This is a genomic window from Actinoplanes awajinensis subsp. mycoplanecinus (assembly GCF_001509495.1).
Lineage (GTDB): Bacteria > Actinomycetota > Actinomycetes > Mycobacteriales > Micromonosporaceae > Actinoplanes > Actinoplanes palleronii.
The window spans coordinates 18,313-40,794 of record NZ_LLZH01000336.1 but is presented as its reverse complement, the minus strand read 5'-3'; the positions used below and the strand labels follow the sequence as shown (position 1 = coordinate 40,794).

General features: G+C 72.7%; 13 protein-coding genes. 4 read left to right on the top strand and 9 right to left on the bottom strand.

Translation table 11 applies throughout. The features are described 5' to 3' along the window. Nucleotides 1–503 precede the first annotated feature (503 nt). Nucleotides 504–1,763 carry an amidohydrolase gene (locus ADL15_RS47315; protein ID WP_067706879.1) on the bottom strand — a complete coding sequence of 420 codons (1,260 nt, stop codon included), beginning with the start codon at nt 1,761–1,763 and terminating at the stop codon, nt 504–506. A gap of 474 nt (nt 1,764–2,237) precedes the next feature. Between ADL15_RS47315 and ADL15_RS47310 the strand changes: the two genes are divergently transcribed. After that, nucleotides 2,238–4,157, top strand: a complete 1,920-nt coding sequence (locus tag ADL15_RS47310) for a serine/threonine-protein kinase (protein WP_067706877.1) — start codon at nt 2,238–2,240, stop codon at nt 4,155–4,157. A 23-nt stretch (nt 4,158–4,180) separates the two neighbouring features. Next, a complete protein-coding gene (locus tag ADL15_RS47305) occupies nt 4,181–5,833 on the top strand; it encodes a phospho-sugar mutase (RefSeq protein ID WP_067706874.1) in 1,653 nt (550 codons plus the stop codon). Nucleotides 5,834–5,875: 42 nt separating this feature from the next. Here ADL15_RS47305 and ADL15_RS47300 read toward each other — a convergent pair whose 3' ends face one another. From ADL15_RS47300 to ADL15_RS47270, 7 genes are all read right to left on the bottom strand, one after another. Beyond that, nucleotides 5,876–6,559 (bottom strand): GOLPH3/VPS74 family protein, encoded by a 684-nt coding sequence (locus ADL15_RS47300; protein WP_067706871.1) that lies wholly within the window; start codon nt 6,557–6,559, stop codon nt 5,876–5,878. Between the two features lie 269 nt (nt 6,560–6,828). After that, complete coding sequence (locus ADL15_RS56745) at nt 6,829–8,919, bottom strand: bifunctional glycosyltransferase/CDP-glycerol:glycerophosphate glycerophosphotransferase (RefSeq protein ID WP_067706869.1); 2,091 nt, start codon at nt 8,917–8,919, stop codon at nt 6,829–6,831. After that, complete coding sequence (gene wecB, locus ADL15_RS47290) at nt 8,916–10,019, bottom strand: non-hydrolyzing UDP-N-acetylglucosamine 2-epimerase (RefSeq protein WP_067706866.1); 1,104 nt, start codon at nt 10,017–10,019, stop codon at nt 8,916–8,918. The genes ADL15_RS56745 and wecB overlap by 4 nt, the downstream gene beginning before the upstream one ends. Beyond that, the gene (locus ADL15_RS47285; RefSeq protein ID WP_067706864.1) at nt 10,016–12,253 is read right to left on the bottom strand and encodes a bifunctional glycosyltransferase/CDP-glycerol:glycerophosphate glycerophosphotransferase; all 2,238 of its coding nucleotides are present in this window, start codon (nt 12,251–12,253) and stop codon (nt 10,016–10,018) included. Before ADL15_RS47285 ends, wecB begins: the two co-directional genes overlap by 4 nt. A 70-nt stretch (nt 12,254–12,323) precedes the next feature. Next, the gene (locus ADL15_RS47280; protein WP_232345035.1) at nt 12,324–14,060 is read right to left on the bottom strand and encodes a stealth conserved region 3 domain-containing protein; all 1,737 of its coding nucleotides are present in this window, start codon (nt 14,058–14,060) and stop codon (nt 12,324–12,326) included. A gap of 287 nt (nt 14,061–14,347) precedes the next feature. Further along, nucleotides 14,348–15,631: a nucleotide sugar dehydrogenase gene (locus ADL15_RS47275; RefSeq protein ID WP_067706859.1), complete on the bottom strand. Its 1,284-nt coding sequence runs from the start codon at nt 15,629–15,631 to the stop codon at nt 14,348–14,350. Further along, the gene (locus ADL15_RS47270) at nt 15,628–17,115 is read right to left on the bottom strand and encodes a glycosyltransferase family 4 protein (RefSeq protein WP_083972597.1); all 1,488 of its coding nucleotides are present in this window, start codon (nt 17,113–17,115) and stop codon (nt 15,628–15,630) included. The genes ADL15_RS47275 and ADL15_RS47270 overlap by 4 nt, the downstream gene beginning before the upstream one ends. Nucleotides 17,116–17,312: 197 nt before the next feature. On the opposite strand from ADL15_RS47270, the gene ADL15_RS47265 reads away from it, so the two are divergent. Together ADL15_RS47265 and ADL15_RS47260 are read left to right on the top strand one after the other, a co-directional pair. Then, complete coding sequence (locus tag ADL15_RS47265; RefSeq protein WP_198171318.1) at nt 17,313–18,692, top strand: glycosyltransferase family protein; 1,380 nt, start codon at nt 17,313–17,315, stop codon at nt 18,690–18,692. Beyond that, entirely contained in the window at nt 18,689–20,839 is a 2,151-nt protein-coding gene (locus tag ADL15_RS47260) for a glycosyltransferase family protein (RefSeq protein WP_067706854.1), read from the top strand. Before ADL15_RS47265 ends, ADL15_RS47260 begins: the two co-directional genes overlap by 4 nt. Here ADL15_RS47260 and ADL15_RS47255 read toward each other — a convergent pair. After that, complete coding sequence (locus ADL15_RS47255) at nt 20,826–22,421, bottom strand: glycosyltransferase family 2 protein (protein ID WP_067706852.1); 1,596 nt, start codon at nt 22,419–22,421, stop codon at nt 20,826–20,828. The genes ADL15_RS47260 and ADL15_RS47255 overlap by 14 nt on opposite strands. Nucleotides 22,422–22,482: the final 61 nt, after the last annotated feature.

Sequence of the window (22,482 nt, the reverse complement as noted above, 5' to 3'; positions counted from 1 at the left end):
AAAACTCTCACCGAACTAACCGCATACATCCAAAAAGCCGGACTCGAGATCAAACCAGCGAGTTGATTCCTGACAGGCCCTAAGAGCCCCGTATGACGGCCGCCAGCACCAGCCGGGCACCAAGAGCTGGCCCTGAAGGCCGTTAAGAGCCCGGCATAACGGCCCCCAGCACCAGCTGGACAGAACGAGCCGGCGCCGTGGGTCGTCAGCGCCCGCAGCGACCCCACGCAGAGCCCACCCTCCCAGGGGGCTCCCCCTTGAACAGTGTGGTGGGTTTGGGGGCGGGGGTGGGGGTGGGGTGTGGACGGAGCTGGACTGTGGACGGAGTTGGTCGGGCAGCAATGGGTCCGGCCAGGGGTTTTCCGTGACCACCCGCGGGCGTCGCCCCGGAGGGCTTCGCGGTCAGGACGCGCCAGCGGCCTGCGAAGCCCGCCGGGGTCCCGGCGGGAGCGACGGTCTGCACCCCGGCGGACGCACGACAAAAAGATCTTGAGAACGCAGCCTCAGAACGAGCCGGTGGACAGCGCCGCCAGCGCGGTGTGCGTCATCACCCGGATGGCATATCCGATGCAGCTCTCGTCGACGTCGAAGTCGCCCTGGTGCAGGTCGTGCCGGATGTCGGAGCCGGGCACGCCGGTGCCGAGGCGGAACATCGAGCCGGGCACGTGTTCCAGGTAGAACGAGAAGTCCTCGCCGCCCATGCTGATCTCGGCCTCGACCACCCGGTCGGCGCCGAGGGCGGCGCCGGCCGCACCGGCCACGATCGCGGTGGCCATCCGGTCGTTGATCACCGGGGGGACGCCGCGGCGGTACTGGACGTCGACCTCGGCGCCGGTCGCGACGACCACGTCGCGGATCAGCTTGGTGATCATCTCGGGGGCTTCGCGCCAGGCGTCCCGGTTCAGGATCCGGACCGTGCCGCTGACCTCGCCGGAGCCGGGGATGGCGTTGAACGCCTGGCCGGCGTGCACCGAGCCCCAGACCAGCGAGACGCCGGCCCGCGGGTCGATCCGGCGGTCCAGCAGGGCCGGGACGTCGACGATCACCCGGCCCAGCGCGTGCACCAGGTCGGCGGTCAGGTGCGGGCGCGCGGTGTGGCCGCCCGGGCCGGAGAGGACGACCTTGACGGTGTCCGCGGCCGCGGTGAACGGGCCGGAGCGGACCCCGACCAGGCCGGCCGGCAGCTGCGGGTTGCAGTGCAGGGCGTAGATCGCGGCGACGTCCTTGAGGCCGCCGGCGGCGATCACCTCGGGCGCGCCGGACGGGATCGCCTCCTCGGCCGGCTGGAACAGCAGCCGCACCCGGCCGGGCAGTTCGCCCTGCTCGTTCAGCTGGGCCAGCAGCAGGCCGAGGCCGAGCAGGACGGTGGTGTGCACGTCGTGCCCGCACGCGTGGGTGAGCTTCTCCACGGTGCTGCGGTACGGCACGTCCTTGAGGTCCTGCAGCGGCAGCGCGTCCATGTCGGCGCGGAACGCGATCACCCGGGGACCTTCGCCGATGTCGCAGATCACGCCGTTGCCGCGGGGCATCAGGCGGGGTTCGAGGCCGGCCTCGGTCAGCTTGCGGAAGATCAGTCCGGCGGTCTCGAACTCGGAGTGTGACGGCTCCGGGTGGGCGTGGATGTGCCGACGCATGGCTACGAGTTCGGCGCCCCGGGCCGCGAGCCATCTGTCCAGCCGGCCGGCCAGCGGGTCGTCGTCACCGGGCTGAGTCTCCGGCCACGCCGTATCGGCGCCTTGCGGCGCTGTCAGAGCAGTAGTCACGTCGGGTTCCAGATCACTCTCGAGATTCGTCGGGTTGGGCGACGCGCGACAGCTTAGTCCGAATTTGGTCACGCTGTGTAACGGTCGGGTAAACATGCCGGCCCCGGTGGTGCGGCGCTGTGGACGGTTCGGGCAGGCGCGCGGGAGATCGTCCCGGCCCGCTGACTCCATCAACGGGTAACGAATCGCGGAGGTGACGCGACACACTACGAGTACGTTGCGGGGCACGAAGCGGATCAAAGAACCCACGGTTGCACGGCGACGCAACGTCCCCGCCATCAACGGTAATTCGTCCCGGCGGCCGTGATGCGGGATTTGACACGGAGCGTCCGAGGACGTCCACCCTCGGCCATACCTTGGCTACCCACTGTCGTTTCGTGGTGAACACTGAAACCGCGACTTTCGTTGCGGCAGGCGAGCGGGCAAGATAGCGGGGTCAGACCAGCCCCCTAGACCCCCTCGGTGGCACCCTCAGTGACTCAGATTCCGACGTGGAGCAGCGGCGACGCGTCCTCCGTCAACGGGCGCGCGGCTCCCGGCACCCTGATCGGCGGCCGGTACACGCTGCGTGCCGCGGTGGGTCACGGTGGCATGGGCACGGTCTGGCGCGCGGCTGACACGCTGCTGCGCCGCGACGTGGCGATCAAGGAGGTCATCCTCCCGCCCGGCCTGGCGCCCAGCGACCGCGACTCGATGTACGAACGGACCATGCGCGAGGCCCGGGCGGCCGCCGCGCTGCAGCACCCCGCCGTGGTCCAGGTCTACGACGTCGTGCACGAGAACGGCCGTCCCTGGATCGTGATGGAGCTGCTGGACGCCCGCAGCCTGGCCGACATGGTGATCGAGGACGGGCCGGTCTCGGCCCGGGTGGTCGCCAAGATCGGCATCGCGCTGCTCGGCGCCCTGGAGGTCGCGCACGCGCACGGCGTGCTGCACCGCGACGTCAAGCCGGCCAACGTGCTGATCTGCGGTGACGGCCGCTGCGTGCTCACCGACTTCGGTGTCGCCCGGATGCCCACCGACGTGCAGCTGACCACGCCGGGCATGGTGCTCGGCTCGCCGCACTTCATCTCGCCCGAGCGGGCCATGGGCCACGAGTTCGGGCCGCCCAGCGACCTGTTCTCGCTCGGCGTCACGCTCTACACCGCGATCGAGGGCCGCCCGCCGTTCGACAAGGGCGACCCGATCGAGACCATGCACGCCGTGGTCGAGGACCCGCCCGCGCCGGTGATGCGGGCCGGCTCGCTCACCCCGGTGCTGATGGGCCTGCTGGAGAAGAACCCGGCGCAGCGGATGGACGTGCAGACCGCGCGCACCCTGCTGCGCCAGCAGCTGGCCGGCCCGCTGGCCAGCAAGAACCCGCCGCACATGATGACCGACCCGTATTCGGTCGTCCCGCAGACCCGGCCGGTCTCGCCGCCGCCGCAGGCCGCCGCGACGCAGCAGATCCCGCCGCAGCCCAGCGGCCAGATCGGCGGCCGGGCGATGCTCTCCTCCGGCGAGTCGCTCACCGACCACCTGACCAAGCTGGAGCAGCAGAACTCGTCCGGCGGGCGCCGTCGCGCCCCGGAGCCGGAGGGCGCCGGGTACCCGACCGGCATGCTGCCCGCGCACAAGATCCCCCAGCCGACCGGCGCGACCACCGTGATCCCGCCGCAGGACGCCTGGCTGCCCGGTGGGGTCCGGCAGGGCACCGTGGTCACCAGTCCGGCCGCCAAGCGCCGGATGGCGGTGCAGAACGCCACCCAGGCGGTCAAGGACACCACCGGCAAGGCCGTGCAGACGTTCCAGGGCTGGCCGCGCAACAAGCAGCTGGCGGTCGGCGGGGGCGGGGTGGCCGCGCTGCTGGCGATCATCCTGATCTTCTCGCTGACCGGCGGTGACGACCCGGCGGCGCCGACCACCCCGGTGGCCGCGCCGCAGTCCAACGCGCCGGCACCGGTCGTCGCCGGGGACACCCAGGACTACAAGGGCAACAAGGCCATCTCGGTGAAGGTGCCGGCCGGCTGGAAGCGGACCGCGGGCAAGACGTACGTGGACTACATCGACCCGGACGACGCGCTGCGCAAGGTGCGGGTGCTGGCCGAGGCCGGCAAGGCGTCACCGACCCGGTTCGTCACCGAGATCGCGCCGAACGGGCTGAAGAAGTCGGCCAACTGCCCCAAGCCGTTCAAGTCGCTCGGGATCACCGAGGACCTCCAGGTGGCCGGGCACGCGGCCGCGCAGTTCGAGTACACCTGCGGCACCGGTGACGCGATGCGCCACGGCATCTGGCGGATGACCCAGGTCAACGGCACGATGTATTCGTTCTTCCTGAGCACTCCGGCGGCCGAGTTCGATCAGAGCAAGCCGTATTTCGAGGCGATGACGGAGAGCTTCCAGCTCAACCTGTGACGGCTCTGTGCTATCAATCCGTAATGGCACCAGAAGTTGATATTGATGTGAGGGCGGCGGCGGAGGCCTGGCTCGCGGACGATCCGGATCCGGCGGCCCGGGCCGAGCTACGCGAGCTGATCGACCGGCTACCGGCCACCGCCGGGGAGCTGGCCGACCGGTTCGCCGGGCCGCTGACCTTCGGCACCGCGGGGCTGCGCGGCCGGCTGCGCGCCGGCCCGAACGGGATGAACCTCGCGGTGGTCACCCGGGCGGCGGCCGGCCTGGTGGGCTGGCTAGCCGAGCAGGGCGGCACCGGGCCGCTGGTGATCGGGTACGACGCCCGGCACGGCTCGCGGGAGTTCGCCGAGCAGACCGCCCGGGTCGCGACCGGCGCCGGGCGGGAGGCGCTGCTGCTGCCCGCGGTGCTGCCCACCCCGGTGCTGGCGTACGCGGTGCGGGCGCTGGACGCGGTGGCCGGTGTGATGGTCACCGCGAGCCACAACCCGCCGCAGGACAACGGCTACAAGGTCTACCTGGGCGCGCGGCTCGGCGGTCCGGCCGGGGACGGCGCGCAGATCGTGCCGCCGGCCGACGCCGGCATCGAGGCCGCCATCCGCGGGGTCGCGAGCGCCGCCGGGGTTCCGCTGGGCGACGCGGGCACGGTCCTCGACGACAAGATCCTTGCGGGGTACGTGGACCGCGCCGCCGCCGTGCTGGACGTGGCCGGGCCACGTGACCTCACGGTGGCGTACACGCCGCTGCACGGGGTCGGCGGCGGCACCCTGGTCGCGGCGTTCGCGGCCGCCGGGTTCGCCGCGCCGGCCGTGGTCGCCGACCAGGCCGAGCCGGACCCGGAGTTCCCGACCGTGGCGTTCCCCAACCCGGAGGAGCCGGGCGCGATGGACCACCTGGTCGCGCTCGCCGGCCGGACCGGGGCGGACCTGGCGATCGCCAACGACCCGGACGCGGACCGCTGCGCGGTGGCCGTCCCCGGGCCGGACGGGGCCTGGCGGCCGCTGCGCGGTGACGAGCTGGGGGTGCTGCTCGCCGACCACCTGATCCGGCGCGGCACGCCCGGGACGTACGCCACCACGATCGTGTCGTCGTCGCTGCTGGGCCGGCTGTGCGCGGCGCGCGGGGTGCCGTACGCGGAGACCCTGACCGGGTTCAAGTGGATCGTCCGGGCCGCCGAGGACCTGGCGTTCGGGTACGAGGAGGCGCTCGGCTACTGCGTCGCCCCGGCCATGGTGCGCGACAAGGACGGCATCACCGCCGCGCTGACCGTCGCGGAGCTCGCCGCCGGGCTGAAGACCGAGGGGCGCACCCTGGCCGACCGGCTGGACGAGCTGGCGGTCGAGTTCGGCGTGCACGCCACCGACCAGCTCTCGGTACGGGTGGACGACCTCGCCGAGATCGGGGCGGCGATGGGGCGGGCCCGGAGCAACCCGGCGGCCACGCTGCGCGGCGCGCCGGTCACCGAGGTCACCGATCGGCTCCCGGAGAACGACGTGCTGACGTTCCGGACTCCGAGCACCCGGGTGGTGATCCGCCCGTCGGGCACCGAGCCGAAGCTCAAGGCGTACCTCGAAGTGGTGGAACCGGTCGCCGGCGGTGACGTGGCGGCGGCCCGGAGCCGGGCCTCCGCCGGGCTGGCCACCCTGCGCGCGGAGATCGCGGCGGTGCTCGGCGTGTGATTCCTCGTTTCCCGGGTGTCCGGCCGGACACCCGGGACGTGATCACGCGACTTTGGGAGCGCCGAGCGCGGCCGAGATGGCCTTGCCCAGGGTGATGACCACCAGCGCGACGCTGGGGCGCACGATCGAGTCCTCCATGTTCGCCCCACCGGCGAAGCCGGCCCCGGCGGAGATCGCCTCGAGACGGCGGTGGGCGTGCTCGGCCTGGTCGGCGGGGAGCTTCAGCGCCGGTTCCATCCGGGCCGCGCTGAGCAGGGTGCACAGCGCCGCGGTGCGCTCGTCCGGCACCTTGTCGGTGGTGAGCGCCTCGGTCAGGCGGTTGCGGATCTCCACCTCGTAGGACTGGTCGGCGGTCGGGTAGCGGTGCACGTGGATGAACTCGAGCTGGGTCTCGTCCACGTCCTTCACCACCCCCCGGGCGCACAGGTCCTCCAGGACCCGGGTGCGCAGCCGGTGGCGCAGGCGCTGCAGCCACTGGGCGGGTGTGTGCGGCGGGTCGCCGGCCAGCTTGGTCAGGACCGCGTCGGCGATCGTGTCACCGACCGGCGTCGTGTCCTTGACCTGCAGGTAGCCGTCGACGTAGGCGACCCGGCCCACCAGCGCCAGATCGATCAGCACGGCTGCGGCCATGCCGAGATCCAGCCCGATCCGGGAGCCGGTCGCTTTGCCGGTCTGATCGTCGTACGCGAGAAGGAGAAGTTCCTCGGCGAGCGGAATGGAGGTCATGAAGAAAACATAACGGCTCAGCGCTCGACCGCCAGCAGCCGGTCGTCCGCCCGGCCGCGGCACGCCGGGCCCGGGTGGCGTCCGGGAACCATCGGTAGTACCGCGATCATCCGAAGTGACCGTTTCCAGGTCATCACCCGCATCCGGCGCCGGTCGGCGTGACGGCGCGCCCTGTCGGAGTTGAGGACCGGAGTTGCCGGAAGAGTTCACCGGATCGGGCATCCGACAAAGAGCCGCGCGGATGAGGGCAACCCCAACCGCGACGTGGTTCAGCCGGTCTCGCCGAGGAACACCCGGCGGACCACCCGTTCGCCGGCATGGCCGTCCTCCAGCGCGCAGAACCGGTCCCGGAACCGGGTCCGCATGCCGGCCGCCCCGGCGCCCTGGACCTGGCCGCTGCGGAACGCCTCGACCAGCTCCTCGAAGGTGCGGGCGAACGTGCCGGCGTGCTCGGCCGCGAGGTCGAACGAGACTCCGCGGACCGCCCGGTAGACGTCCCAGTCCGGTGCGAAGATCACCAGCGGCCGGTCCAGCACCGCGTAGTCGAACATCACCGACGAGAAGTCGGTGATCAACACGTCCGAGGCCAGGCAGAGTCGCTCGATCGACGGATGCCGGGACACGTCGATCACCCGTGGGTGCGACGGCGGGAAGCCCAGCGAGTCGTAGAAGTAGTGCCCGCGCAGCAGCACCCGGGTGTCCGGGCCGAGCGCCTCGGCCAGCGCGTCCACGTCCAGCACCGGGGTGAAGACCGGGTGCCACTCGCGGTGGGTGGGCGCGTAGAGCACCACCCGTTCGTGCGCGGCGACGCCGAACTCCGCGCGGGCCGCGGCGGTGTCCGCGGGAGTGGCCCGGGCCAGCCGGTCGTTGCGCGGGTAGCCGGTCTCCAGGGTCTCGCCGCCGATCGGGAACTGCCGGTCCCAGAGCAGCGTGGTGTGCCGGTTCGCGGTGATGCTGAAGTCCCACTTGGCCAGGTTGCGGCGCATCCGCTCGGCGTCGAAGCCGGCCAGCGAGGCCGGGAACCGGGGCTGGTCCAGGCCCATCGTCTTGAGCGGGGTGCCGTGGTGGGTCTGCACGTGGACCTGCGCCGGCCGTTTCACCACGTACGGCGGGAAGGTGGCGTTGTTGATCAGGTATTTCGCGCGGGCCAGGGCGCGGAAGTAGGCGCGGCTGCCCGGCCGGACGGTCGGCACACCGGCCGGCACGTCCCGGCCACCGGCGCGGACCACCCAGACGCCCCTGACCCGGGGTGCGAACTCGGCGGCGGTCTCGTAGACGGCGGCCGGGTTGCAGGCGTACCCGCGGTACCAGTACGCCGCGTAGACCGCGAGGTTCTCGTCGATCGGCCGGCGCAGCTGCCACTGGTAGTAGCCGCGCAGCGCGGCCTTGCGCAGGTTCCGGCGCCACCGGCGGACCGGGCGGGCGACCCGGCGCGGCACCCGGCGCACGGCGCGCAGCGCGCGGTAGGCGGTGAACGCGTTGCCGGCCACCAGCCGTAGCCGCAGGCCCTCCGGGCGGTCCGGGCCGTGCTCGCGCAGCAGGGCGGCGATCCCGGCGAACATGCCCCGGCGGGACCCGGCCGGCACCCGATGCAGCACGCCGAGCAGCGCGTCGGCGGCCCGGGCGGTCACCCGGCGGCGCACCTCGGGCCCGGTCGCGGCGACCTCCGGCCGGCCGAGCAGGTGGCCGAACTGGGCGACGGCACCGGTCATCGTGGCCGTGCCGGTGGCGCGCAGGGCGCCGGGCCGGTCCGGGCGGGCCACGTAGCAGGCCGGCTCGACGGTGGCCACCGTGGTCGCGGTGAGCAGGACCTCGTAGGCGAAGACGAGGTCCTCGTACGCGCCGGGACGGAACCGCAGGCCGGCGTCGTGCAGGAGCTGCCGTCGTACGATCAGTCCGCCCAGCGGGGGCGGCGGCGCGGTCAGCGCGGCCGGGCCGAGAGCGACGCGGTCCGGCGTGGTCCACCGGCTCACCTGGCGGTTCCAGCGCTCCCGGGCCACCCCGGTGACCAGCACGTCGGGCTTCTCGGAGCGCAGCCGCGCCTCGATCACCGCGAGCGCGCCGGGCACGATCCAGTCGTCGCCGTCGACGAACCACACGTAGTCACCGGTGGCCCGCTCCAGCCCGGCGTTGCGGGCCTCGCCCGGGCCCCGGGTGCGGTCCAGGCGCACCACGACGACCCGTGGGTCGGCGGCCGCCCGCTCGTCGAGCAGGGCGCCGCAGTGGTCCGGTGACGCGTCGTCGACCGCCACCAGCTGCACCGCGGCGTCGTGCTGGTGGCACAGCACCGAGTCCAGGCATTCCGTGAGGTATCCCTGGACCCGCCACACCGGCGTCACGACGGTGAGCAGACCGCTCATCCGGCGTCCGCTACCACCTTGTCCATCACGTCCATGATCTGCTGCGAGGTCGTGCCGTCACCGTACGGGTTGGCGATCGTGGCCATCCGCTGGTATTCGGCCGGGTCGTCGAGCAGGCGCACCGCCTCGCGGACGATCGCCTCCCGGCCCGTGCCGACCAGGCGCAGCGTGCCGGCCTCGACACCCTCCGGGCGCTCGGTGGTGTCCCGCAGCACCAGCACCGGCTTGCCGAGGCTGGGCGCCTCCTCCTGGATGCCGCCGCTGTCGGTCATCACGATGTACGAGCGGCTCAGGATGTTGTGGAAGTCGGTGGTGCCGAGCGGTTCGATCACCCGGATGGCCGGCGAGGTGAGGTACTTCTCCGCCGCCTCGCGCACGACCGGGTTCATGTGGATCGGGTAGACCAGCCGGTGGGTGGCGGCGTACCGCTCCGCGACGTCGTTGAGGGCCGAGAACATCTGGCCCAGCTCGGAGATGTTCTCCCGGCGGTGCACCGTGATCAGCACCAGCTTGCGGTCGCCGACCTCGTCCAGCACCGGGTGCTGGAAGTCGTCGCGGACGGTGTAGCGCAGCATGTCGATCGCGCTGTTGCCGACCACGAAGATCCGCGACGGGTCCTTGCCCTCGCGCTCCAGGTTGCCCCGGGTCACCTCGGTCGGCGTGAAGTGGTAGTCGGTCAGCACGCCGGTGAGCTGCCGGTTCATCTCCTCCGGGAACGGGGAGTGCTTGTTGAACGTGCGCAGCCCCGCCTCCACGTGGGAGAGCGGCACGTTGCGGTACAACGCGATCAGGCTGCCGGCCAGCGTGGTCGAGGTGTCGCCGTGCACGAACAGGTGGTCCGGGCGGACCTGGGCGACCACCTGGTCGAGCGGGCTCAGCGTGCGGGCCAGGATGTCGGCCAGCGTCTGCTGCTGAGTCATGATCTTCAGGCTGAAGTCGGCGGTGATGCCCATCTCGTCGAGCAGCTGGTCGAGCATCTCGCGGTGCTGGCCGGTGTTGACGACGATCACGTCGTGCTCGCGCCGGCGAGCCTCCATGATCACCGGGTAGAGCTTGATGAACTCCGGTCGCGTCCCGAAGACGAACATCAGCTTGCTCACTTGGCGGATCCCTCCAGCACGGCGTCGATGATGCGCTTGCGGTTCTGCCGGTCGCCGTACGCGAAGAAGTCGTCCGCGGCGCGGACCTTGTCCTCGGCGGACCGGAAGCCGTCACCGGCGGCCGCGACCAGCGCGGCGACCGCGGCCTCGTGCTCCTCGACCCGGGTGCCCAGCTCGCCGTAGAGGCTCAGGTCGGCGCCCGCGTTGGTGCTGTGCTTCTGCAGCTCGGGGAAGGTGTAGTAGATCACCGGGCGGCGCAGGTAGAGCACGTCGAAGGAGATCGTCGAGTAGTCGGTGACCAGCGTCCGCGCCGACGACAGCAGCTCGGCGAAGCTGGTCACGTCGCTGTAGCGGACCACCTCGACGTGCTCGTCCTCGTCGAAGCAGTGCGCGAACTGGCTGATGCTGGAGTGCAGCACCAGCTTCAGGCGCACCCCGGCCCCGGTCATCGCCTCGCTGACCCGCGAGTCGTGGATCAGCCGGTGCCAGCTGCGGAAGAACTCCGAGTCCCGGAACTCCGCCTCGGTGGCGTCCGACAGGAACGACCGCCAGGTCGGGCTGACCAGGACGTAGTCGCCGTCCTTGGCCTCCAGCAGGTCGTGCCGGGCCAGCCCGGTCAGCTTCACCTGGTCCGGGCCGACGTTGTAGCGGACGTTGTTGATCAGGCCGTCGTACTCGCGCTTCGCCGACGCGCAGAACAGCTGGTACGTCTTCGCGCCGAGCCAGCCGGACAGGTCCGACCGGATGATCCCGTGCTGCAGGAAGACCAGCTTGTAGCGGGGCTTGCCGTCGGTCGCGCCGAACGAGGCCCACGGCTTGATGATCACGTCGTCGACGTGCGAGGCGAAGAAGTACTCGCTGTTGTAGTGCAGCCGCCAGTGCTCGAGCGAGTTGTACGCGACCACGTTGAAGCCGTCGGCGACCAGCCGGGCGTAGTCCGGGCTGTCCCGCCGGATGATGAAGGCGATCTTGTCGTGGATCCGGTTGTCCCGGACGTAGCGGTAGAGCGCCTCGCCGTTGTCCGAGGCCTTCTCCCGGCGGTCCATGAAGATCCAGTAGCCGTTCGGGGCGCCGGCCAGGTTCTTCCGGATCCGGGTGGTCCAGAGCTTGCCGAGACCGCCCTTCTCCTTGACCGCCTTGCGGCTCAGGCCGACCAGGCTGGAGGCCTTGAGGGCCAGCTTGACCGGGCGGCGCTCCATCTCCTTGAGCTTCTTCGCCTGCACCCGGTTGCGGCGGTTGGCCGCGCCGGTGCGGTGGTTCATGAAGAAGAGCATCAGCTGGCTGTAGGACCGGTCGCGGAGCAGCTCGATGATCCGCTTGTCGGTGGCGTTCGCGGTCTGCAGCAGCCGGTCGAAGCCGAACGCCTCGCAGGCGTCCCGGCACAGCTCCAGCGCCCGGTCGGTCAGGCCCGGGTCGAGCAGCAGCAGCTTGGGCAGGTAGAACGTGCGCAGCAGGGCGGCGACGCGGTAGGACACGATGGCGTCGTTGAAGTACACCGAGAGCGAGTCGTCGAGACCCTTGAAGATCGGGACCAGGTCCTCGTAGACCTTGATCCGGATCTTGCTGGTGATGCTGCCGGTGCGCGCGACGGTGTACAGGTACACCACGTCGTTGATCTTGGTGATCTTCTCGGAGAGCAGCAGGTACTTCTTGTCGAAGATCTCGTCCTCGCTGCTGCTGACGCTCTCCAGGAAGCGCAGCCCGTACCGGTCGATCAGGTCACGCCGGTAGATCGTCTTGAGGATGACCGGGCGCTGCGAGAGCAGGTCCAGCTTCACCTCGTAGGAGTTCTGGTTGACGTACGGCGGGTCGGCCATCCAGTCGACCCAGACCGGGTTCTTGCCGTCGGCCTTCTCCTTGACGCCGTACCGGGTGGCGATCACGACGTCGCTCTGGTGCTTCTCCATGGCCTTGAGAAGCGTGCTGTAGCCGTCCTTGTAGATCCGGTCGTCCGGATCCATGAAGATGACGTACTCGCCGGTGGCGCGCTCCAGCCCGGCGTTGCGCGGCCGGCCCGGCCCGCCCGAGCCCTGGTCGAAGCTGATCGGGAAGAAATTGTCCGGGTACCGCTTCTGGTACTCCTGGATGATCTCCCAGGTCCGGTCCGGGGAGCCGTCGTTGACCGGGATCACCTCGAACTGAGCGAACGCGGACTGCCGCACGATGGACTCGAACGCGTCCTCGATGAAGGCATCGACGTTGTAGCACGCCAGGATGATCGAAACCTTGAACAACGAAACTCCTTGTACCCGATGCGACAGGGTGGGGGTTGATGGGTCTTGCCTCACGGGAAGATGCGCACCGTCACGGCAGCTCGAACGGAGACCGGAACGGATAATACGCGCTCAGGAAGCGCGCCAGCAGTTTTGCCTGCTCCTCGGGTGAGACTTCGCTCTCCACCGTGTCGTTGAGGCAGAACACCTGATATGGCCGCTTCTTCAGCGTCATGTCGAAGTGCTCGTCGGTGTGCGGCTGCGCGAGATCGCGGTACATGAACTTGATCTCGCCGATCACCGCGCGCCCGGTCAGGTACGACCAGTGCTGCTGCAGCGAGGAGAGCACCGCGACGTCGTCCGGGTGCCGGAACTGGTGCGCGGCGGTGGCGGCGAGCGCCTCCGGGTACCGCTCCTCGATCTCGGCGAGCACGCTGCGGCGCGCGGCGTGCGGCGTGTGCTTCATCTTGTACGCGGTGCGCCGGCCGAACTCCCGCTCGATGATCGCCCGGTTGTTCTTGCCGGCCGCCATCACCGGCGGCTCGTCCGGCAGCGGCTCCCCGCCGTCCACCCGGTACGTGGACAGGAAGAACCGGGTCTGCCCGCTCGCCGTGAAGAAGAACCCGGGCTGCAGCGGCTGGCCCAGGAACACGTCGTCGTTCATGTAGATGAAGTGCTCGGAGAGCCCCTCGATGTGGTGCAGCCGGGTCTCGATCGCCATCGAGTTGAACGTCGGCAGCCGGCCCGCGGTCCCGAAGATCTCCTTATGGCTGAGCACGGTGACCTTGGGGTGCTCGGTGTTCAGCCACGCCGGCACCTGGTCGTCGGTGACCAGGAAGATCCGCCGGACCCAGGGCGCGTACATGTGCAGCGAGCGCAGCGAGAAGCGCAGCTCGTCGCGGGAGATGAAGCGGGCCAGGTTGGCCGCCTGGTCGTTGCCGCCGGCCCAGCCGTTGTCGGCCATCACCGCGTTCTTGCGGGCCAGCCAGGCCGGGTCACCGCCGTCGACCCAGGTGTAGACGACGTCGATCGGGAAGTCGACGTGGTCGATCGGCGGCGTCAGGAACGCCTGCCGGGTCGGATACCGCCGGCCCGGCTCGCCGGCGGCCTCCCGGAAGTCGCTGAAGACGCTCTCGTCCGCCTCGACGACCGGGTCGCCGGCCGGCACCACCTCGGTGGACCGGTTGTACCGCGGGCTGACCAGGCGGTCCGGCAGCTCCGCCCAGAACTCGACCTCGCAGGCGTGCTGGCGGCCCAGCAGCAGCGTCCGCGCCGGGTCGGTGACCGGCCAGTAGACCGCGGTCGCCACCGGTTCCGGCGCCAGCTCCTCGTCCGGGCCCTCGACGCTCTCGATCTTCGCTTTCGGCTTGACCGGCCGGTCCGGCGCGTTGACCGCGCGGCCGGTCGGCCCCTTCGCGCCCTTGCCCGGGCGCGGCGGCGGCATCGCGGCGCCCGGCAGCATCGCGGTCACCGTCCAGCGGCGCTCCGGCAGCACCGGGCGCAGCTCCGCGCCGGAGCCGGCCAGCCCGGCGAGCACCCGCTCGGCCTGCGGCCGGAACGACTCGGCGACGGCCACCACGGTCCGCTCGAACCGGTTGGCGGGCACCCGGAACCAGGGCACGCCGGCGGCGTCCAGCGCGTCGGCCACCCGATCGAGGTTCGCCGCGCGGACCGAGAGCGGGGTCGCCGCCGGATCCACCCGGGCCAGGTCGATCGGGCGGGGCAGGGCCGGCGCGGGTGGTGAGATCTTGTTACGTGCGGCCTCCGGAAGTGCCCGGGCCAGCCAGCGGCGCACCGGCTGCGGAACAACCTTCCGCGCGACAACCATGGGGCGCAGCACCTCTGTCGTCCTCTCCCCCGACCACGGCGGGGTCCCGGTCACGGACGGCCACGCCTCGACCGGGACGGACGAGGGGCGACAGACCAGCGGGTCTACGGTTTCCCGCGAGCTTTCAGCGCGTCGCGGGCATGACGTCGAGACCGGGTGGTACAAGGATCCCCGCACCGGTCACACCGGGATCATCTCATCCACAGGCAACCGCGTTGCAGGACCCCTTCGGGGGAGCTTCATTCAATTTTTGTGCTGCGGTGGAGCTTGATCTGATATAGCGGCGGTCAGCCGCCGATCACCAGGCGGCGGATGCCGGGCAGCCGCGCCGGGTCGGTGACCCGCCGCCCGTCCACCAGCACCCGGACGCCGGGCAGCGCCTCCGGGGTGAGCCCGCGGTACTCGGCGTGGTCGGCCTGCACGATCGCCGCGTCGGCCGGGCCGCCGGCCCAGGCCGGCAGACCCAGTGCGGTCAGCTCGGCGTCGCTGAACATCGGATCACTCACGTACGGCACGGCACCGCGCCGGCGCAGCTCGGCCACCACCGGGAAGACCCCGGAGAACGCGGTCTCCTTCACCCCGCCCCGGTACGCCGCGCCGAGCACCAGCACCACCCGCCCGGTCAGGTCACCGAGCGCCGCGGCGAGCAGGTCGACCGCGTACGCCGGCATCGCCGCGTTCGCCTCCCGGGCCGAGCGGACCACCGTGGCGTCCGGGTCGTTCCACAGGTAGAGCCGCGGGTAGACCGGGATGCAGTGCCCGCCGACCGCGATGCCCGGCCGGTGGATGTGGCTGTACGGCTGGGTGTTGCAGGCGTCGATCACCACGTCCACGTCGATGCCGAGCGTGTCGGCGTACCGGGCGAACTGGTTGGCCAGCCCGATGTTGACGTCCCGGTACGTGGTCTCGGCCAGCTTCGCCAGCTCGGCGGCCTCGGCGCTGCCCAGGTCCCACACCCCGTTGGGCCGGGCCAGGTCGGCGCGCTCGTCGAAGTCCAGCACCGCCTGGTAGAAGGCGACCCCCCGGGCGGCCGAGGCGGCGGTCACCCCGCCCACCAGCTTCGGATATTTGCGCAGGTCGGCGAAGACCCGGCCGGTGAGCACCCGTTCCGGGCTGAAGACCAGGTCGAAGTCCTCGCCGGCGACCAGCCCGGAACCGTCCCGCAGCAGCGGCGCCCAGCGGTCCCGGGTGGTGCCGACCGGCAGCGTGGTCTCGTAGCTGACCAGCGTGCCGGGGCGCAGCCCGCGGGCGATGTCCCGGGTCGCCGACTCCATCCAGCCGAAGTCCGGCACGCCGTCGCCGTCCACGAACAGCGGCACCACCACCACGACCACCTCGGACGCGGCCACCGCGGCCGCGGTGCCGGTGGTCGCGGTGAGCAGCCCGGCGCTGACCGCCTCCTTCAGCTTGACGTCCAGGTCGGCCTCGCCGGGGAACGGCACCTGGCCCTCGTTCACGGTCCGCACGGTCGGCTCGGCGACGTCCGCGCCGAGCACGGTGTGTCCCTTCGCGGCGAACTGGACGGCGAGCGGCAGCCCGATCTTCCCCAGGCCGACGACACAGATCTTCACTTCGCGTTCCTCTCCAGCAGGCCCCGGTACACGTCGACGAGCACCTCGGCCTGGGCGTCCCAGGTCCAGGTGTCGAGCCGGCCGGGTTTGTCGTAGGCGGCCCGGTAGCGCGCCGGGTCGGCCAGCACCCGGGTCACCGCCCGGACGTAGTCGTCCAGGTCCTCGGCGGTGAACACCTCGCCCTGACCGGTCTCGCGCACCGTCGCGGCCATCGTCCGGACGTCGCTGACCACCAGCGGCAGCCGGGCGTGCGAGTACTCGAAGAACTTGGTGATCAGCGCGATCTCGTGGTTCGGCCAGTGGTGGATCGGGATCACCCCGGCGTCCGCGCCGGACAGCATCGGCACCACCTGCCAGTGCGGCACGTAGGCGAGCAGGTGCACCCGGTCCCGGACGCCGAGCTGCTCGGCCCTGGCCATCAGCCCGGTCATGTACGCGCCGTGGTGGTTGTTGGTGACCAGCGCGACGTGCACGCCGGGCTGCCGCGGCAGCGCGTCGACCATGACGTCCAGCCCGCGCTGCGGTGCGGCCGCGCCGCTGTAGACCACCAGCGGGGTCTCCGGGCCGATCTCGCACGTCGCGCGCAGGTCCGCGCCCGGCACCGGGCCGTCCCCGGTGCCGTGCTCGGGGTCGACGGCCGGCGCGTTCAGCATCACCCGCGGTCGCTCCGGCAGCCGGTGCGCCTGCTGGAGCAGGCCGGCCAGGTCGTCGGAGACCGTGGTGACCGCGTCGGCGTACGGCGCGTACTCCCGCTCGTGTGCCATGTGGCCGAGCCGCCAGCGGGCGTGGTCGGTCCACGGGCGCACCCCGGGCAGGAACTCGTGCGCGTCCCAGACCAGCTTGACGCTCCGGCCCCGGGACTGCGCCCGGATCTTGGCGCGGGCGCCGACACCGAGCATCCGGAAGTCGTTGGCGTGGATCAGCTCCGGCTCCAGCCGGTCGATCACCTTGCCGTACGCCAGCTCCCAGTCCCACAGCCCCGGCTCGATCCGCCGCCACGACCGGTCACCGAGGCTGGCCTGCCAGAACCAGGTGTAGAACCGGTCCACCGGGGTGTCCAGGCGCTTGCGCGCGGCCCGCGACCGGACGCCCTGTGCCCGGCGCAGCGACACCCACCGGCCGGTGGCCCGGGCGGCCAGCGACTCGGCGCGCAGCAGCGCGGCGTCCACGCCCTGCGCGCCCATCGCCCGGCGGACCTGGAGGTCGGCCTTCCACGCCTTGATCGCCTGGTGGCGCTGGGCGCCCACCCCGGTCGGCGGGTACGCCAGCGGCGCCACCACCCAGTGCCGGCGGAACTCGTGCGGCCGTTTGTGCAGCGGCGTGGGCATCGGGAGCAGCTGGACCCGGGCCGGGCCGAGCGTCCAGGTGTGCTCCTTGCCGTCCGGCGAACGGCCCAGCAGCGTCACGTCGAAACCGGCCTCGGCCGCCGACCGGGCCTGCTTCTGCACCCGCGAGTCGCCGTTGACGCCGTTGTCGACAAGCATCACGATCCGCCGCCCGGCCGGCGCGGCCTCGTCCGAAACCATGACGCCCTCTTCCTGGAAAAACCTCCGCCGGGGTGATCCCGAAACGGGGCTGCGGGAGGCCCGCAAAACGTATGCTGCGTTGCCAAGGTAACCGCCCAATTGGGCACTCTCCGGGCAACAGGCCGCGGCTGACACTCCTGAGGGCCAAATACGACATGACACGTCCGCACCGCTCGATCGGCCGGCGCTGGTCCCGGGTGACCGGTCCCCGGCGCCGCCCGGACCGGGGCCGCCCGCACGCCGTCTACCTGGCGATCGGCTTCCCGCCGGCCGCGAAGAGCTCGGCGTACCGGATGCGCGAGACCGCCAACCGGCTGTACGCACAGGGCTGGGACGTCACCGTGCTGACCATCCGCCGGGAGTCCTGGGAACGCGAGTTCGGCCTCGACCACAGCCTGTCGGCCGGCGTGCACCCGGCGATCCGGATCGTCGAGGTGCCGTTGGAGCGCGCCGAGCTGGACACCGAGGTCCGGCATTTCTCCCGGGCCCGGTCGCTGGACCCGGCCGCCTGGGCGACCCGGGCCCGGCACGAGCACCTGACCACGTTCCCCGAGCCGTCGTTCGGCGGCTGGGCGCCGGCGCTGACCGAGGCGGTGCTCCGGCTGCACTCGTCGGACCCGGCCGATTTGCTGGTCACCACGTGCGCGCCGTACGTGACCCTCGCGCCGACCTGGGCGCTCTGGGAGAAGCACCGGGTGCCGTACGTGGTGGACTTCCGGGACGGCTGGTCGATCGACGTGGTCAACGGCGTGGAGGCGTTCCCGCCCGGCTCGATCGCCGGCCGCTGGGAGAGCCGGGTGCTCGGCGCGGCGCTGGAGGTGTGGACGGTGAACGACCCGATCGCGCGGCACTACCGGGAGCGCCACCCGGCGATCGCCGGCCGGGTGCACGTGGTCCGCAACGGCTACGACGACGACAGCGTGCCGGCCGGCGCGCGCACCCCGGACCCGGTGGCCGGGCTCCGGTTCGGCTACCTGGGCACGATCACGTTCCCGGTGCCGTTGCTGGCCGCGGTGCTGGCCGGGTGGCGTACGGCGCGGGCCGCCGACCCGCTGCTCGGCAACGCCACCTTCGAGCTGCGCGGGCACATCGGGGCCGGCGCGGCGCGGGAGGACAACGCGTACGCGGAGATGCTGCGGGCCGCCGCGGGCGACGGTGTGCGCTTCGGCGGGCCGGTGCCGAAGGCCGGGGTGGCCGCGGTCTACGGCGGCTGGGACGCGCTGGTCTTCATCGTCACCGGCGGGCGGTACATGACCTCCGGGAAGGTCTACGAGGCGTACGCCAGCGGCCTGCCGGTGGTCTCCGCGCACGAGGTCGAGCACGACGCCTCGGACGTGCTGGCCGGCAGCCCGCTGTGGACCGGCGCGGTCGGCGCGGACGCCGACCGGCTGGCCACGTCGTTCCGGACCGCCGCGCGGCTGGCCGTGACCGCCACCCCGGAGCAGCGCGCCGCGACCCGGGCGGGTGCCACCCGGTTCGCCCGGGCCGCCCAGCTCGACCCGGCGATCCGGCGCGTCACCGGCGCCGTCACGTGACCCGGGTCCTGATCGTCAGCACCGGCGTCCCCGGCCGGCCGGGTGTGCTCGCCGACGCGCTGCGCCAGCTGGCGGCGGCCGGCGCCCGGGTCACCCTGGCGACCGGCGCGGCGGCCGGGAAGGTCACCCTGGCGGACGGCACGGCCGCGGTGCACGGCGTCCGGACCGCCGCGAAGCTGCCCGGACCGGACAAGCGGGAGCACGCCGGCGCGGTGAAGGGCCGCAAGCTCTGGCTGCGCGCCCGGCACGACCCGGCCCTGGGCGCGCTGGCCCGCACGGCCGACGTGCTGGTCGCGCTGGACCCGCACGCGGTGCACACGGTGTGGCAGTTCGCCCGGCGCAACCGGGCCGCGCACGCGGTGAACGGGCTGACCCCGGCGCTGCGGGCGGTCGCCGAGCGGGCCGCCGCACCGGGCCGGCACCGGCTGCGGCGGGTGCTGCGGGCCGGCCCGTCGCCGGCGGTGGCCGCCGAGGCGCTCGGCGAGCGGGCCGGGCGGCTGCTGGAGCGGGTGGCCCGCAAGGGCTCCGGCCGGCGGGTGCTGCGCGATCCCCGCGGACGCCGCGCCTGGCGGCTGCTGCTCGGCGCCCCGCTGCTGGGTGACGAGCGCCGGATCCGCTGGGCCGAACGGGTCGCCGGGCGGCTGCTGGAGCTGAGCCTGCCGGCCGAGGCGGGCGCGGTCCGGGCGGTCGCCGCGCGGCACACCCGGGACACCGGGGCCGGCGCCGACCACCTGGAGGCCGCGGCACACGCCGAGTTCGCCGCCGGGCGGATCCCGGTGTTCCTGCGCGAGGCGGCCGCGGCACAGCTCGCCCTGGCCGACGCGGCGCTGGCCCGGGACGACCTGGCCGAGACCACCCGGCGCTTCGCCAAGGTGATCCCGCTGCTGTTCAACCGGGCGGTGCACTTCGACTCGCTGGGGTCGCCGAGCGCGCGGGATCCGTACGGATATCTCGCCGGCCTGCACACCAGCGCGACCGGACGGGCCCTGGCGGCGCCGCGCGGGCGCCGCGTCCCGGCGGCGGCCCCGCCGCCCGGACGGCCCCGGCGGCTGCTCTTCCTGACACACACCAACGTCTACTTCCTCACCGAGATCATGGCCCGCTACCGGGCCCGCCCGGACGTCGAGGTCCGGCACCTGGAGCTCACCGCGGACGACGGCGCCGCGCTGCTCACCAAGCAGACCGGCCGGCTGATCCGGCACCAGCTCGGCGGCGCCTCGGACTACGGCGACGCGCTGCGCGACGTGTTCGCCGCGGACCTGGCCTGGGCCGACACGGTCGTGGTGGACTGGTGCCTGGGCCACGCCGCGATGCTGGCCACCCTCGACCCCGGCACCGCCCGGGTGATCGTCCGGCTGCACAGCTACGAGGCGTTCACCGTCTTCCCGCACCTGCTGGACCTGTCCCGGATCGACGACCTGGTGTTCGTCTCCGAGCCGCTGCGCGAGTTCGCCACCGCGGTGGTCCCCCGGCTGCGGCAGCCCGGCGCGCCGCGCACCCCGGTGGTCACCAACGCGGTCCGGCTGGACCGCTACCGGCTGCCGAAACCGCCGGACGCCCGGTTCGCGCTCGGCCTGGTCGGGGTGAGCGCGATCGCCAAGGACCCGCGCTGGGCCTTCCGGGTGCTGCGCGAGCTGCGCCGGCACGACGAGCGGTACCACCTGGTGCTGATCGGCAAGGAGCTGGACGCCGGGCCGAACCCGGTCGCGGCCGCCTACCACCAGCGGTACGCCGCCGACGTCGCCGACCTGGAGGGCCGCGGGGCGCTGCACCGGGCCGGGCAGACCGACGACGTGCCGGGCGCGCTGGCCGGCGTCGGCGTCATCCTGAGCAGCTCGGTCCGGGAGAGCTTCCACCTCGGCCTGGTCGAGGGCGCCGCCAGCGGTGCCGTGCCGGTCGTCCGGAACTGGCCGTTCTTCGCCGGTCAGCGGGCCGGCGCGGGCAGCATCTTCCCGGCCGGCTGGGTGGTGGACGACCCGGACGCGGCGGTCCGGCGGATCCTGGCGGAGACCGCGACCGAGCCGATCTGGCGGGCGGCCGGGGCGGCCGCCGCCGCGCACGCGCTCGCCGCCTGGGACTGGTCGGTGACCGCCGGGCAGTACGACGAGCTGATCCTGGGCGACCCGGACCCGGTCAGCGGCCGCTGAGCGTCCGGCGCAGCCGCGCGGCGATCCGGCGCACCGTGATCGGCCGGACCTCGACGCCGACCTGGCCGTCCGCGCCGCGGGCCGCGTTGACCAGGTAGAGGCTCGCGCCGATCCGGTGCAGCCGCCGGCCGGCACCGGACACGTCCGCCGCGGTCACCGGGTAGCGCGCCGAGTGGCCGCCGGCGCGGCGGGCGAACGTGATGTCCCGGAACCGGCGGTGCGACTCGCCGCGCACCAGGTCGTCGACCGGGATCGCGGCGGCCGCCGCCGCCCGGTCCAGCGCGACCGGCACGCTCGGCCCGCGCCGGACCCGGACCACCGGCGCGGTCTCGCCCTGCTGCGACGGGATCCGGGTGGGCCAGCTCAGCAGCAGCGCGGCCCGCCCGGCCGCGTCCCGGCCCCACCGGACCGACGCCGGGCCGTCCTGCTGATCGATTTTGACGGCCTCGGCGGTGACGTCGAACCACGCGTCCGGGAAGTCACGGCCCGCGGCCCGGAAGCCGGGGAAGGCCACGTAGTAACGGTCCCGGTCGGCCACCGCCGGGCTCAGCCGGTGCTCGGCGTAGTGCCGGGCCAGCGCGAGCAGGTCGTCCGGGGTGCCGCGCTCGGCCACCCCGATCGCCGCCCGGTGCCGGACCGGCAGCGCCCGCCGGACCGCCTCGGTGAGGTACGCCCCGGCCAGCCGCCCGACACCCTGCTGGACGGCCAGCCGCTCGTCCGGCGCGGCGGCCAGGAACCGCTCGCCGAGCAGCTTGCCGACCTCCCAGGAGAAGTGCCGGACCAGCACGTTGTGCCGGGCCTGCGGGTCGGTGACCAGGCCGGCGGCCAGCGCCATCAGCCGCTCGGTGTCGTGCAGCAGCCGGGTCACCGGCGTCCGGAAGGTGATGTTGCTGGAGTCGGTGCGGCGGATCGCGTGGTAGAAGTCGTACCCGGTGCGGACCGCGACCCGCCGGGCGGCGAGCACCGCCCGGATCGTGAACGGCTGGTCCGAGCAGGAGGTCATCTCCTCCGGGAACCGGATCCGGTGCTCCTCGAGCAGCGCGCGGCGGAACAGCTTGGTGTTGGAGAGCGCCCAGGCCAGCGGCGAGCCGGCCAGGGTGAGGTCGTCGCGGTCGCCGCCGGCGAACACCGACTGGTCGACCCGCCGGCCGCCGCCGCCGACCATCCGGCCGAGCACCACGTCGGCCTGCGTCTCGTCGGCCGCGGCGACCAGGCGTGCCAGCGCCTCCGGGCCGAACCGGTCGTCGGCGCCGAGGAAGAACACGTACCGCCCGGTGGCGTGCTCCAGCCCGCGGTTGCTCGGTCCGGCCGGGCCGCCCGAGTTCGGCTGGCGCAGCACGGTCAGGGTGGCCGGGAACCGGGCCGCCCAGGCGTCCAGCTCGGCGCCGCCGCCGTCGGTGGAGCCGTCGTCGATCGCGATCACCTGCAGCCGGTCCGCCCCGATGGTCTGCGCGAAGACCGACGCCAGGCAGTCGGTGAGATACGGCATCGTGTTGTAGACCGCGACGATGACCGTCACGTCCGGGACCCGCTCGTCCACGGCTAGGGGACGAACGTCCGGGACGAACGGTCCGAGAACCATTCCCGAGGCGACTGCGCACGACCGCTGTGCGCTTCCGGAAGATTCCGGGGCGCGGTGACAA

Excerpts from the sequence above, each read along its gene's own strand:
- ADL15_RS47305 (WP_067706874.1), top strand. The coding sequence starts at position 4,181 with ATGGCACCAGAAGTTGATATTGATGTGAGGGCGGCGGCGGAGGCCTGG.
- ADL15_RS47300 (WP_067706871.1), bottom strand. The coding sequence starts at position 6,559 with ATGACCTCCATTCCGCTCGCCGAGGAACTTCTCCTTCTCGCGTACGAC.
- ADL15_RS56745 (WP_067706869.1), bottom strand. The coding sequence starts at position 8,919 with ATGAGCGGTCTGCTCACCGTCGTGACGCCGGTGTGGCGGGTCCAGGGA.
- ADL15_RS47280 (WP_232345035.1), bottom strand. The coding sequence starts at position 14,060 with ATGGTTGTCGCGCGGAAGGTTGTTCCGCAGCCGGTGCGCCGCTGGCTG.
- ADL15_RS47270 (WP_083972597.1), bottom strand. The coding sequence starts at position 17,115 with ATGCTTGTCGACAACGGCGTCAACGGCGACTCGCGGGTGCAGAAGCAG.
- ADL15_RS47265 (WP_198171318.1), top strand. The coding sequence starts at position 17,313 with ATGACACGTCCGCACCGCTCGATCGGCCGGCGCTGGTCCCGGGTGACC.
- ADL15_RS47255 (WP_067706852.1), bottom strand. The coding sequence starts at position 22,421 with ATGGTTCTCGGACCGTTCGTCCCGGACGTTCGTCCCCTAGCCGTGGAC.